The sequence below is a fragment of the Streptomyces sp. NPDC020917 genome, assembly GCF_044333795.1.
GTDB lineage: Bacteria > Actinomycetota > Actinomycetes > Streptomycetales > Streptomycetaceae > Actinacidiphila.
The window spans coordinates 289,492-302,802 of record NZ_JBIRRR010000006.1 but is presented as its reverse complement, the minus strand read 5'-3'; the positions used below and the strand labels follow the sequence as shown (position 1 = coordinate 302,802).

12 protein-coding genes are annotated in these 13,311 nt (G+C 71.8%); 5 read left to right on the top strand and 7 right to left on the bottom strand.

All coding sequences use genetic code 11. From position 1 onward, the window contains the following. Positions 1-126 precede the first annotated feature (126 nt). Genes ACH4TG_RS15995 through ACH4TG_RS15985 form a run of 3 tightly spaced genes read right to left on the bottom strand, consistent with a single transcriptional unit; the run spans position 127 to position 3,405 of the window. Complete coding sequence (locus ACH4TG_RS15995) at positions 127-636, bottom strand: gluconokinase (protein WP_398242879.1); 510 nt, start codon at positions 634-636, stop codon at positions 127-129. Continuing rightward, on the bottom strand, positions 637-1,545 hold the full coding sequence (locus tag ACH4TG_RS15990; protein WP_398242878.1) for a cyclase family protein: 909 nt from the start codon (positions 1,543-1,545) through the stop codon (positions 637-639). A 39-nt stretch (positions 1,546-1,584) separates the two neighbouring features. Then, positions 1,585-3,405 (bottom strand): glycoside hydrolase family 15 protein, encoded by a 1,821-nt coding sequence (locus tag ACH4TG_RS15985; RefSeq protein ID WP_398242877.1) that lies wholly within the window; start codon positions 3,403-3,405, stop codon positions 1,585-1,587. Positions 3,406-3,741: 336 nt separating this feature from the next. Here ACH4TG_RS15985 and ACH4TG_RS15980 point away from each other — a divergent pair, with 336 nt between their 5' ends. The 5 genes from ACH4TG_RS15980 to ACH4TG_RS15960 all read left to right on the top strand — a co-directional run bounded on the left by ACH4TG_RS15980 (position 3,742) and on the right by ACH4TG_RS15960 (position 10,496). Then, the gene (locus ACH4TG_RS15980; protein WP_398242876.1) at positions 3,742-5,514 is read left to right on the top strand and encodes a cation:proton antiporter; all 1,773 of its coding nucleotides are present in this window, start codon (positions 3,742-3,744) and stop codon (positions 5,512-5,514) included. Then, positions 5,511-6,863: a chloride channel protein gene (locus tag ACH4TG_RS15975; protein ID WP_398242875.1), complete on the top strand. Its 1,353-nt coding sequence runs from the start codon at positions 5,511-5,513 to the stop codon at positions 6,861-6,863. Before ACH4TG_RS15980 ends, ACH4TG_RS15975 begins: the two co-directional genes overlap by 4 nt. A gap of 230 nt (positions 6,864-7,093) precedes the next feature. Then, complete coding sequence (locus tag ACH4TG_RS15970; protein WP_398242874.1) at positions 7,094-8,335, top strand: cytochrome P450; 1,242 nt, start codon at positions 7,094-7,096, stop codon at positions 8,333-8,335. Between the two features lie 155 nt (positions 8,336-8,490). After that, entirely contained in the window at positions 8,491-9,396 is a 906-nt protein-coding gene (locus tag ACH4TG_RS15965; protein WP_398242873.1) for a methyltransferase domain-containing protein, read from the top strand. A gap of 2 nt (positions 9,397-9,398) precedes the next feature. Next, positions 9,399-10,496: a terpene synthase family protein gene (locus tag ACH4TG_RS15960; protein ID WP_398242872.1), complete on the top strand. Its 1,098-nt coding sequence runs from the start codon at positions 9,399-9,401 to the stop codon at positions 10,494-10,496. A 79-nt stretch (positions 10,497-10,575) separates the two neighbouring features. Here the strand turns inward: ACH4TG_RS15960 and ACH4TG_RS15955 are convergent, their stop codons facing one another. The 4 genes from ACH4TG_RS15955 to ACH4TG_RS15940 are packed head-to-tail and all read right to left on the bottom strand — an operon-like array spanning position 10,576 to position 13,304. Beyond that, a complete protein-coding gene (locus tag ACH4TG_RS15955) occupies positions 10,576-11,961 on the bottom strand; it encodes a cytochrome P450 (protein ID WP_398242871.1) in 1,386 nt (461 codons plus the stop codon). Next, positions 11,958-12,581, bottom strand: coding sequence for a GTP-binding protein (locus ACH4TG_RS15950; RefSeq protein ID WP_398242870.1), 624 nt, complete (start codon positions 12,579-12,581; stop codon positions 11,958-11,960). The genes ACH4TG_RS15955 and ACH4TG_RS15950 overlap by 4 nt, the downstream gene beginning before the upstream one ends. Next, positions 12,559-12,921 carry a DUF742 domain-containing protein gene (locus ACH4TG_RS15945; RefSeq protein ID WP_398242869.1) on the bottom strand — a complete coding sequence of 121 codons (363 nt, stop codon included), beginning with the start codon at positions 12,919-12,921 and terminating at the stop codon, positions 12,559-12,561. Before ACH4TG_RS15945 ends, ACH4TG_RS15950 begins: the two co-directional genes overlap by 23 nt. Continuing rightward, entirely contained in the window at positions 12,918-13,304 is a 387-nt protein-coding gene (locus ACH4TG_RS15940) for a roadblock/LC7 domain-containing protein (protein WP_398243051.1), read from the bottom strand. Before ACH4TG_RS15940 ends, ACH4TG_RS15945 begins: the two co-directional genes overlap by 4 nt. Positions 13,305-13,311 lie beyond the last annotated feature (7 nt).

Below are 13,311 nucleotides of genomic sequence, written 5' to 3'. Positions count from 1 at the left end.
TCGGCTGCCCCGGCCCCGGCATCATCCCCCCGGTTGGGACTGTTCGCGCAGCCACCTACCGAAAGCACCTCCAATTTTATCGGCTGGGCCGCCACCCGGCACGCGGGCCGCGGCCGGGCCCGGGGGTCAGCCGGCGGCTCGCACGGCGGCTGTCGCACGGTCGACGATCGCCTGCGGGGAGTCCTCCGCGTCGACGGTCAGGCCGGCCTCGCCAGGCCGCAGCGGATCCAGTTCGGCGTACTGGGAGTCCACGAGGGCGGTCGGCATGAAGTGCCCCGTGCGCGCGGCGACCCGCCGGCGGGCCGCCGCCTCACCGAGTGCCAGATGCAGGATCCACACCCCGCCTCCCGCGTCGCGGAACACCTCGCGGTAGCCGTACCGCAGTGCCGAGCACGCCACGACCCCGCCGCGGCCGGACTCCGACGCCCGCCCGATCCACCGGGCCAGGGACAGCAGCCAGGGCTCCCGGTCCTCCTCGGTGAGCGGGCGGCCGGAGGCCATCTTGAGCCGGTTCGCCGCCGGATGAAGATCGTCCCCCTCCAGGAAGGGCACCTGGAGCCGGTCGGCGAGCAGCCTTCCCACGGTGGACTTCCCGCTCCCCGCGACGCCCATGACCACCACGACCGGAGCTGCCATTCACATCACGGCGATGGGGTTGACGGGTGAACCGGTCGCGCCCGGCAGCCGCAGCGGGGCGATCACGCAGAAGAAGGACCAGCGCCGCTCGGCCGCGCAGACCGGCACGAGGTCCTCGAACTGCAGGTAGTCCAGCAGAGGCAGGCCCATGGCGTGGATCGCCAGCACGTGCACCGGATAAGCCACGCCGTCGGTGGAACTGGGCGCGGTGTCGTTGTTGCCGTCGCCGCCCAGCGCCGCGACCCGGCGATCCGCGACGAACTCCAGGGCGGTGGGGTGGAGTCCCGCTCTCGCCTCCGCCACGTTCCAGGGGCCCCTGTCCGCCCGGCGCCTGCGGTGCCCCGTCCGCACGAACAGCAGGTCACCCTCCGAGATCCGCACGCGCTGGGAGCGTTCCGCGGCACCGAGGTCCTCGGCGGTCACATGGTCCCCCGGTTCGAGCCAGGGCACGCCGCGGATCCGGGGGATGTCCAGCAGCACCCCGCGGCCGACGATCCCGGCCGCGGCCAAAGCGACGGACAGGGCCGTCGCGCCGTCCGGCGTGACGCTGCTCGACGGCACCCCGCCGTGCAGGGTGCCGTCGTAGACCACATGGCACAGCGCGTCGAGATGGCTGTCGGTGTCCCCGTGCACGTTCATGGCGAAGCGGTCCCGGGCGAAGCGGAGCCCCTGGCCCGCCAGTTGTTCCGGCCCGGTGATCATCGTGTGCGTCGCGGGCTCGGGGCTGTCGGGGCCCGGCGTCGTCTCCACCGGTGCCGCGAGCGTGACCGTCCGACCCGTCCGCACCTCACCGGCGGCCGCCGCCACGCGCCCCGGCGTCAGCGCGGCCAGGGCGCCGCGCTCGCCGCCGGCCCAGGACGTGCTCGCCGCCAGCCTCCGGTACAGCGCGTCGAACGCCGACGCCGTCAACCGAGGCGACCCTGCCGCGCGTTCAGGGGCGGCCACGCGTCAGCGTCCATGCTCGGCGTCGAGCGCGTCGTCGAGTGTGGTCGCGGCCATGATGAGCGCGAGGTGGGTGAACGCCTGCGGGAAGTTGCCCAGTTGCTCGCCGCTGGGGCCGATCTCCTCGGAGAACAGGCCGACATGGTTGGCGTAGGTCTGCATCTTCTCGAAGGTGTACCGGGCCTGGTCCAGGCGCCCGGCGCGGGCCAGCGCGTCGACGTAGAGGAACGTGCACAGGCTGAAGGTGCCCTCCGAGCCGCGCAGCCCGTCCGGTGAGGCGGCGGGGTCGTAGCGGTAGACGAGGCTGTCGGAGACGAGCTTGCGGTCCATCGCGTCGAGCGTGGACAGCCACAGCGGGTCCCTGGAGCCGAGGAAGCCGACCCGGGGCATCAGCAGGAGAGAGGCGTCGAGCACGTCGCCGTCGTAGTGCTGGACGAAGGCGCGTTCCTTGTCGCTCCAGCCGCGGTCCATGATCTGCTCGAAGACGGCGTCGCGCGCCTGGCGCCACTTGTCGATGTCGGCGGGCCTGCGGTAGTGCTCGGCCAGACGCATCCCGTGGTCGAACGCCGCCCAGGACATCACCCGGCTGTAGGTGAAGTCCTCGCGGCCGCCGCGGGTCTCCCAGATGCCCTCGTCCGGCCGGTCCCAGTGCTCCGCCAGCCAGTCCAGCGTCCTGGCGAAGGTCTTCCACCCCTCGTAGGTGGACTGCGCCTCGATCTCGCGGCCCTGGGACAGCGCGTAGACGGCCTCCCCGTAGATGTCGAGCTGCAGCTGGTCGGCGGCGCCGTTTCCGATGCGCACCGGCGCGGATCCGCGGTAGCCCTCGAAGTGGTCGAGGTTCTGCTCGGGCAGATCAGGACTGCCGTCGATGCGGTACATCGTCTGCAGCGGCTCGCCCTCCTTCCCCTCGCGCTCCCGCAGCCTTTCCACCAGCCAGTGCACGAACGCGGTGGCCTCGTCGGCGAAACCGAGGTCGAGCATGGCCCGCACCGACAGCGAGCCGTCGCGGATCCAGGTGAAGCGGTAGTCCCAGTTGCGCTCACCGCCGACCTGCTCCGGCAGGCCCATGGTCGCCGCAGCGACCAGCGCGCCGGTGGGGGCGTACGTCAGCAGCTTGAGGGTGATCACCGAACGGTGCACCAGCTCCGGCCAGCGGCCCCGGTACCGGGACTGGCGCAGCCAGTCGTGCCAGAAGTGCCCGGTCTCCGCGGCGTGTGCGTGGACCGCTTCCATCGTCAGGGCGCTGGGCGTGTCGCCGCCCGGCGCGCCGACGGCGAACGCCGCTCCGGCGGTCTGGCCCGCCTCGAGGCGGACGGTGCCGAGCACGTCACGGCCGTCCGCTTGGAGCGGAAAGGTCGCCTGCAGGTGGGCGTCGGTGCTCGGCGCGTGGAAGTGGGCGCCGTTCCCGCTCATGTCGAGTTCGTGCTCGGCCTGCCCGTATGCGAAGCGCGGCCGGCACTCCAGGGCGAACTCGACGGTTCCCCGCACGGCCCGGATCAGGCGGATCAGCGTGTGGCGATCGCTCGGACTGCGGGTCTGGTGGGGCGGCATGAAGTCGACCACCTCGCCCACCCCGTCCGGCGACATGAACCGCGTGACCAGGATCGCCGTGTCGGGGTAGTACAGCTGCTTGCACGTGATGTCGGGATGCGTCGGGGCGATACGGAAACGCCCCCCGCCGTCATGATCCAGCAGCGCGGCGAAGATGCTCGGCGAATCGAATCGCGGCGCCGCGAACCAGTCGACCACGCCCTCGGACGAGACGAGAGCGGCTGTCTGCAGGTCGCCCACCAGCCCGTGGTCGGCGATGGGAGGGTAGCGGTCCATGGCATGCTCCAGCGTCTCCCCGAGCACCCCCCTCACTTCCACTATCCGACGCGCCGGCCGGCCCTGCCACATGCGGCCGGGACCGTGGATCCCCGGGAGGTCGCCGCTACTTCTCGTGCCCGCCCGGATGCGAGGGGTGGGCGTCGGGCGGCGCGGCGTCACGGGTGCGGCCGGTGCTGCGTTCGGGGGAAAACGCCCGGCTGTACCGCCCGGCGCAACGTGTTGCGCTTGACCGCCTCCGGGACCGGCAGCACGCTCCCGACGAGGAGGTGGACACGGGCCGGAGCGCAGCAGTGGAGAACGCGCATCCCACCATCGGAGTTCGAAGGGCAGTCCGTGACGACGAATCAGGTGCTCATCGGTCTGGGCCTGATCGTGGTCCTCGCCGTCGGATCCCAGCTCCTGGCCGGACGTCTCCGGATCCCCGCACTCATCGTCCTGCTTCCGGTCGGGTTCGCCGCCGGTGCGCTGATCGACGACGTCGACCCGCAACAACTGCTGGGTGCGTCGTTCTCACCCCTGGTGTCCCTCGCCGTCGCGGTGATCCTCTACGACGCCGGACTCGGCCTCGACCTGGGCAGGTTCAAAGGCCACAACCGCCGTGTCGTCTCCCGCCTGATCTGGATCGGCGTTCCCGTCACCTGGCTCCTCTGCGCCGCCCTCGCCATTCCGCTGCTGGGCATGTCCCGCCAGGCAGCCGTCACGCTGGGCGCCATCCTCGTGGTGTCGGGACCGACCGTCGTGGGCCCCCTGCTCAGCCTCGTGCGGCCGGAGGACCGGCTCCAGCACATCCTTGTCTGGGAGGGCTCCCTCATCGACCCGGTCGGGGGCATCCTGGGCGCCCTCGTCTTCCACGGCGTCGTCGCCGGCACGCACCACAGCCCGGCCCATGCGATCGGGGGGTTCGCGGCCAGCGTGGTCACGGGGGTGGTGGGCGGCGTGGCAGGGGCAGCCGTGCTGTGGGGGCTGTTCCGCGTGGTGCGGCCCGGCGAGGTCCTGGGCACCACGGCCCAGCTCGCCGCCGTGGTCGGGGTGGCCGCGTTCTGCGACGTGCTGCGCGAGGACGCGGGGCTCATCGCCGCCGTGCTGATGGGCCTGTTCGTCGCCAACGTGTCCCGCATCGACGTCCCCGTCCGCCGCGAGTTCTTCGAGACCCTGGTCAGCCTGATCATCGGGCTGCTCTTCACGTCGATCTCGGCCACGGTCACCCCCGCGTCGCTCCGCCACGTGGTGCTGCCCGCCCTCGGGCTGGCCGCCTTCCTGGTCCTCGCCGTCCGGCCGCTCGTCGCGGCCGTGTCCACCATCGGCACGGACCTGTCCCGCGGCGAGCGGAGCTTCATCGGCTGGATGGCGCCGCGCGGCATCGTCGCGGCCGCCACCGCCTCCACGTTCACCTCCGGCCTGGTCGCCGAGCACATCGGCGGCGCGGCGAAGATCCTTCCGGCGACCTTCGTCGTCATCGTCGCCACCGTCACCCTCTACGGCCTCACGGCAGCCCCCGTCGCCCGGCTGCTGGGCGTCGTGCGCCGGTCCCGTTCCCGCCCGCTGCTGGTCGGCGGCGCCCCCTGGGTCGTCGACCTCGGGTCGACCCTGAGGTCGACGGGCATGGAGGTACTGATGTGGGCCGGCCAGGAGCAGCAGCGGCACCGCATCCGGCAGGCCGGCATCGAACTCGCCGCCGGCGAGATGCTGGCCACGGCCACCGGCGGGGGAGCCGAGTGGGAAGGCATCACCGCGGTGTACTTCCTCACCGAGGAGGACGACTTCAACGCCCTGGCGGCGGCGATCCTGCGCGGTGGCATCGAGGGACCGGTGCACCGTGTCGGTCCGGCGGCCGGCAGCCACGGCGTGATGGCGCCGTACATCGGCGGCGAGACCCTCTTCGGCCCGCGGCTGACGGGCCCGGCCCTCGCCCGCAAGCACGAGGAAGGCGCTGCCGTCGTGGCGCTGCCCGCCGGCGGCCCCGTTCCACCGGGCAGCGACCTCCTGTTCGTCGTGCGCCGCGGTGAACGGCTCGAACCGGTCACCGGCGGCAGCGCACCCCGGCCCGAGCAGGGGGACACCCTGGTGCTCCTGACCCCGCCCCGAGACGCGGAGGCCCCGGCGTGACCACTCCCAGCGGCCCGGCGGCGTCCGACGGCAAGTCCCCGGCAGCCGCCCCGGACCCGTTCGCGCTCGTGCGCAGCCGCGGTTACGCCGTGCTGCTGCTGGTCGCCGCCGTCCTGGGCGTCCCGATCTCGGCGGCGGCCTTCGGCTTCCTCGCTCTCGTCAACAAGCTCCAGTCGCTGACGTACACGGACCTGCCCAAAGGGCTCGGGTTCCACGGCACACCGAACTGGTGGCCGGTGCCGCTGCTCGCCGTGGCAGGACTCCTCGTCGGCCCGATCATCCGCTACCTCCCCGGCAACGGCGGCCACGAGCCGTCCCGCGGGTTCGCACCGTCGGGACCCACGCCGACCGTCGACCTGCCCGGCGTGGCGCTCGCCGCGCTGGCCTCGCTCGGCCTCGGCGCCGTCATCGGCCCTGAGGCCCCGCTCATCGCGCTGGGCAGCGGGCTCGCGGTGGCCGCGCTGGAACTCACGCGGAGGCCGTTCCCGAAGCAGGTCACCGACGTCGTCGGAGCCTCCGGGAGCTTCGCCGCGATCAGCACGCTGCTCGGCTCACCGCTGCTGGGCGCGTTCCTGCTCATGGAGACCGCGGGACTCGGCGGCCCGATGCTCGGCGTCGTCCTGCTGCCCGGCCTGCTCTGCTCCGGCATCGGCGCGCTCATCTTCACGGGGCTGGGCTCGTGGACCGGCCTGGGCACCTACTCGCTGGTCCTGCCGAACGTCCCCCACGCCGCCGCGCCGGACGCCGCCGGGTTCGGCTGGGCGCTCGTGATCGGGGTCGCGGCGGCGGTCCTCGGCTGGGGGATCCGGTCGCTCTCCTTGCGCCTCCTCGCACTGGTCCGGCCGCGGCGGCTGCCCGCCACCGTGCTCGCCGGTGTCGCCGTCGGCGTGATCGCCCTCGTCTACGCGGAGTGGACCGGGCACGCGGCATCGGGAGTCCTGTACTCGGGCCAGAGCGGGCTCGGCACCCTGCTCACCGACCACGCGCAGTACTCGGTCGGGGCCCTCGTCGTGCTCGTCGCCTGCAAGTCCCTGGGATACAGCGTCTCCATGTCGGCGTTCCGGGGCGGCCCGGTGTTCCCCTCCCTGTTCGTCGGCGCCGCCGGCGGCATCGCGCTCTCCCACCTGCCCGGACTCGGCCTGACCGCCGGGCTCGCGATGGGTGTGGGCGCCATGGCCACCGCGATGCTCAGGTACCCGATGGTCTCCGTGCTCCTCGCCACCCTGCTGCTGGGCAAGGACGGACTCACCGTGATGCCCCTGGTGATCGTCGCGGTCGTGGTCTCCTACGTCCTCACGCTCAGGCTGGCCCCGCCGCCGGCCACCGCGCCCGCCGAGCGGCAGGCGTGAACGGGAGCATGCACACGAAACAGCACGTAACAGCTCACCGGTGAACTGACGATCCCTCAAAAAGGTTCGTGGCCAGGGTCGTTGGTCCGACTATGTCTGCTGTTCGGCCGCGCGCAAACCGATTAAGATCACACACGCCGACCAGGGCGTCACCGTGCGTCCGTGCCGGTCTCCTGTGCGTGCACCGCGGTCCATTGCGGATCAGTCCGACGAAATCGGAGGTCTTCCCGATGGATCTCGATCACCCCCTGATCGTCCTGGACCCCACCTCTGCCGATCCCTACGGCGAGGGGAAGCGGCTGCAGGAGCTGGGCTCCTGCGTGCCCGTCGAACTGCCGCAGGGCGTCACCGCCTGGATCACCACCGACGACGCCTCCGGCCGCGAGGTTCTTGGCCACCGGCAGCTGGCCAAGAACCCGGAGCACTGGCGTGCCTTCCGGGAGGGCCGGATCAGCAGCGACTGGCCGTTGATGGCCCTGGCCGTCGGCCAGACGATGCTGAACCGGGACGGCCTCGACCACGCCCGGCTGCGCAACCCGGTCACGCACGCCTTCAACCGCCGGCCGACCCAGACCTACGCGCCCCGCATCCAGGAGATCACCGAGGAACTGCTGGACGAGCTCGCGGGGGAGCCGGGTGACGCCGTCGTCGACATCAAGGCGCGGTACGCCCTTCCGCTGCCCATGCGGGTGATCTGCGAACTGCTGGGCATCGACGACCACGCCGTGCGCCGCGAGTTCGGCCGCCACACCAGCACCCTGCTGCTGAGCACCGCCACCCCGGAAGAGGCCGGCCGGGCGCACGCGGCGGTCGTGGCGCTCCTCGACGACCTGATCGCGGTCAAGGAGCAGCATCCGTCCGACGACCTGACGACCCGCCTGCTGCAGACCCACCTCGACGGCCAGCTGACCAGATCCGAGCTGGTGGACAGCCTCATGCTGCTGGTCATCGCAGGGCACGACACGACCGTCAACCTCCTCACCAACGCCGTCAAGGCACTGCTCTCGCACCCCGAACAGCTCGCGCTCGTCCGGGACGGCGGCAGCAGCTGGGAGGACGTCGTCCAGGAGACGCTGCGCTACGACCCTCCGGTGCAGCGGGTCTACTTCCGCTTCGCCGTGTGCGACACCCCGCTGGGGGACGTCGTCGTCAAGGAGGGCGATCCGGTCATCGTCGGACTGGCCACCGCGGGACGCGACCCCAAGGTCTTCACCGATCCGGAGACGTTCGACATCACCCGAGACCACCCCACAACCACGCTCGCCTTCGGGCACGGCGCCCACTACTGCCTCGGCGTGGCCCTGGCGCGGCTGGAGGTCGGCACGGCCCTGCCCGCCCTCTTCCGGCGCTTCCCCGACCTGGCCCTCGCCACCCCTGACCAGCCGCGGCTGGCCAGCCAGGCGATGAACGGCGTGCAGGAGCTCCCCGTGCGCCTGGCGCCCGGCTCGCCGGCCCGTGCCCTGCGGGGCTGAGGTGCAGCCCATCAGATGGTGAACGTCCCGCCGCGGCAGCGGGGCGGGACGTACGCCGAGTTCGACTTGATCACACGGGGGTTTGACAGCCGGCTCGACCGCGACCTGCGGTCAGGGCCCGCTCATCCGATGAACGAAGGATCTCCGGAGACACCATGAACACCAACCTCGCCACCCATGCCTCCACCGGTGGCCGGGCGTTCGACGAAAGTCAGGTCCCGCTCTACTACAGCCGCAAGACAGCGGACATCCTCCACAAGTACGGGCCAGGCCCCCGCGTGCACTTCCACATGGGGCTCTTCGACCACACACCGCCGAACACCACCGTCGCCCAACGCGTCCTCAAGCGGCGCATCGTGGCTTCGCAGGAGGCGATAGTCGACCATGCCGCACGCACCTGGGGCATCCACGGCACGGCGCCCGGGCATCTCCTGGACATCGGCTGCGGGGTCGGCGGCGGCTCGCTCTACTGGGCGCAGGAGCACGGCGCGCAGGTCACCGGGCTGACGGTCGCGGCCGAACACGTCCCGGTCATCCAGGACTTCGCGCGGCAGGCCGGCGTCGCCGACCGGGTCACCCCCCGCCTCGGGGACATCCACGAACTCGACGAGCAGGCGAAGTACGACGGCGCGTACGCCAACGAGAGCTCCGGGTACATGGACCGCGCGCGGCTGTTCCAGGTCGTGGCCAGGGCGCTGAAGCCCGGCGGCTGGTTCGGCATCCAGGAGCACTTCATCTGCCGCCCGGAGTGGAGCGCGTTCATCGACGCCTACTACCGGACGCGCCTGGGCACGCTCACCGAGTACATCAGCGCGGCGGAAGCGGCCGGCTTCGAACTGGAGCAGGACGAGGACGTCACCGACCGGGTCGCCGAGTTCTGGGTCCAGTCGATGGCCTGGAACACCGCGGAACTGGACCACGTCGAGCGCACCGGCGCGGCGTCCGCCTGGTCGCGCGAGCGCCTCCAGGAGTCCACCATCACCCACAGCAAGCTGTTCCGGATCTGGCGCGACCACGCCATGGAGACCCGGCTGCTCCTCTTCCGGCTGGGAGGGAACTGACCGTGATCGCCGATCACGGCCACCCCTCCCGCATCGGCTGGCAACTGCCCCCGTTCTACTGCCCGTTCGACCGCGCGGCGGTCCACGCGGAGGCGGCAGAGCTGGAACGGCGGGCTGTCGAGTGGATCGACGCGTTCGGGTTCTATCCCGATGCCACCGAGCGGGTCTGGGGCCTGGCGACCCACAGCGCCGACTTCTCCTGCCGCATCATCCCGGACGGGGACGTGGAGCCGCTGCTGCTGTTCATCGAGTGGAACTACTGGGCCAACGCCGTCGACGACTGGCAGGACTCCGCCACGGCGATCAGCACCGCGTCCATCACCGACCACAGCATCCGGCTGGCCCGCGCCATCGAAGCGCCCGGATCCGCGATGCTCCCCGACAGCCCGCTGACCGCGGCGCTCGACGACCTGGTGACCCGTACCCGCGCCCTGCTCACGCCCTTCCAGCTGCGCAGGTTCAGCGAGGGCGCCCGCGACTGGCTGTTCGGCGCCGGCTGGCAGGCCGCCAACGCAGAACGCGGCGTCATGCCCAGCGTGAACGACTTCGCCGCGGTGGGTGCGCTCGCCAACGGGACCCGTTTCAGCCTGACGTGGTCCGACGTGGCGAACCGGATCCACCTGGGCCCGGACGTCCTGTACTCGGCACCCGTCCAGGCTCTCACCGACGCCGCGGGGTTCATCGTCAGCGCCGACAACGACCTGTTCTCCTACAACAAGGACGACGACCAGGAGCCCTGGGAGCAGAACTGGATCAACGTCATCGCCCACCAGAACGGCTGCTCGCCGAGGGACGCGCTGCCCGAGGCCGTCGCCCTGCGGGACCGGGTGATGACGCTGTTCGTCCGGCTGCGTGACCGGCTAGCGAAGGACGCCGACGAGCAACTCGGCCGCTACCTGGTCTCGCTGGAGCACTACGTCGCCGGCAGCATCGCCTGGCAGAACCGGGCCCCCCGGTACGCCAGCCCGCGCAACCGCAACGCCCTTCCCGTGGAAGGAGCGTCGTTCGGCATCACCTGGCGGGACACGCCGAGCGACCCGAGCACGCAGCCGCCGCCGATCCCGGCCCTCGCCCGGTGGTGGCGTCACCTGGAGGGGTGACCGGCCCGCCTGCTCCCAGCGGCCGCACATGCGGAGGGGGTCCACACCGTGGTGTGGACCCCCTCCGCACGTCACCGGATCACCGCCCGCCGAACCAGCGGCGCCACCACGGGCGCCGCCGCTCCTGGACGGCCGGGGGAGCGGCCACCGGGGGCGCCGCTACCGGCACCGCGCTCTCCGGCAGCGGCGCCGCCGGGGCCGGGGTCGCCGCGGCCGGTCCCGATCCGCGTGCGGGCTTCGGGGTGAAGGTGACCGGCAGGCCCACGAGGTGCTGCGACATCAGCGTCCCGCGCCACTCCAACTCGGTCTCCGGCACCGCCAGTTCGAGGTCAGGGAGGCGTCCCAGCAGGACCTCGATGCCGGTGTCCGCGATGGCCCGTCCGATGTCCTGGCCGGGGCACTCGTGCGCGCCGCTGGAGAAGGCCAGGTGCGCGCGGTTGCCGTGGACGGGATCGCTCAGGTCCGGGCGGATCGCCGGGTCGACGTTGCCCGCGGCCAGGCTCAGCAGGAGCATGTCGCCCGCCTGGATCTGCCGGCCGCCCAGGACCGTGTCGCCGATGGCCCAGCGGCCGAGGACCGTGTTGAGCGGCGGCTGGTCCCACAGCACCTGCTCCAGCGCGTCGGGCAGCGTCATCTGGCCGCCGGAGAGGTTCGCCCGGAAGCGGCGGTCGGTGAGGACCACCCGCAGGGTGTTCGCGATCAGGTTGGCGGTGGTCTCGTAGGCGGCCACCAGCACGACCCGGACGTGCGCCAGGACCTCCACCTCCGTCAGCTTCGACGGGTGCTCCAGCAGCCACGACGTCAGGTCGTGGCCCGGGTGGGCCCGCTTGGCTGCCACGAGCTGCTGGAGCGTGGTGGTGACGTGCTGGTCGCTGGCCAGGGCGGTCTCGGTGCCCTTGAGCATGTCGCGGACCGCCTCGACCAGCAGCGGACCGTGCTCGTCGGGGGCGCCGACCAGCTGCGTCATCACCAGCATCGGCAGCTGCGCGGCGAAGTCCTCGACCAGGTCCGCCCGGCCCTTCGCCGTGAACCCGTCGATCAGCTGGTTCGCGAAGTGGTCCACGTAGCGGCGGATCCCGCGCCTGCCGAACTTCTGCAGCGAGTCCGTCACCGCGTCCCGCAACCGCTCGTGCGTGGGCCCGTCGGTGAAGTTGACCACCGGCCACCACGTCAGCATCGGCCCCAGCGGATGATCGGCGGGAACCCCGCCCTCCTGCTGGACGCGCCAGGTGCGCGGGTCGCGGGCGAAACGCGACGGGTTCCGCGCGACCTCCAGGTTCTCCTGGTAGCCCAGGACCAGCCAGGCCGGCAGGTCGCCCTGCACGAAGACCGGGGCGACGGAGCCGTGTTCGGCCCGCAGCTTCCCGTACAGGGCCATCGGGTCGTCGGCCTCGTGCAGGCGGGTGATCGCCTCGGGGTCCAGACCGTGGGCGGGGCAGCCCGGAGGGGGGACGGGGGTGCTCACGATGCCTCCGATGTCGCGGCGAGAGAGTGCAGGTAGTGCATGAGCGTCATCAGGACGTCGCGGCTGGAACTGCGCAGCCGGGCGTCGCAGGCGACGATCGGGACGGACGCGGGCAGGTCGAGTGCGCCCCGCAGCTCGCCCAACGGGTACTCGGGCGCTTCGGGGAAGGTGTTGACCGCCACGATGAAGGGCAGCCCGCGCTCCTCCAGCCGGCCGATGACGTCGAAGCTGACCTCCAGCCTGCGGGTGTCGACCAGCACCACCGCGCCCAGCGCGCCCTCGAACAGGTCGGCCCACAGGAACCAGAAGCGCTCCTGCCCCGGGGTGCCGAAGATGTACAGCACCAGTTCCCTGTTGATGCTGATCCGCCCGAAGTCCAGCGCCACGGTGGTCGAGGACTTGTGCTCCACCCCGGCGTTGTCGTCGACACCGACCCCGGCCTCGGTCATGGTCTCTTCGGTGGTCAGCGGCCGGATCTCGCTCACCGAGCCGACCAGGGTCGTCTTGCCGACTCCGAACCCGCCCACGATCACCACCTTGACCGCCGTGGTGGCCGTGTCCGGCAGCACGTCCTCGCTGCGCGGCCCAGCGGGCCTGTCAGAGCTTCTTGTTGAGTCCATCGATCACTGCCTCAATCAACGCGCGGTCGGGAAGTTGAGCGGAAGGCACGGGTGCGCGCGCCATCACATGGTTGTCAGCCAGGAGATCGCTGAGCAGGACGGTCACGACACTCACCGGCAGCCCCGTGTAGGCGGAGATCTCCGCCACCGAGAGCGGGGCCTGGCACACGCGCAGGATCTCCACCGACTCGGGCTGCATCCCCGGCCGCGGCCCCGAACAGGCCACGACCAGGGTGACCAGCCTCAACGGAGTGCTGGTGGACGATCCGCTGCGGCCTCCGGTGATGACGTAGAGCCGTTCCAGGCTGGCGTCTTCCCAGCCACGGCCCGAGTCGCTCACCCGGCCCGCCGGTCCTGCCTCGGCGGACTGCTCAGGTGCTCCCCGATCCGGATGACCAGGTCGCGCATCCGCTGCCCGATGAGGCCGGCGTCCACCCCCTCGTCGGCCAGCACCGCGAGATGCGCGCCGGAACCCGCCGCCATCAGGTAGAAGAAGCCGACGTCCAGCTCGATGACGACCATCCGCATCTTCCCCTGCTTGTCGGGGAATTCACGGCCGACGGCGCTCGCAAGGCTCTGCAGTCCGGCACAGGAGGCGGCCAGCCGGTCGGCGGCGTCGACGTCGGCGCCGTGCTGGGCCATCCGCAGCCCGTCCGCGGACAGGAGGACCACGTAGCGGGTCTGCGGGACGCCCTCCGCGAGATCCTTGAGCATCCAGTCCATGTTGGCC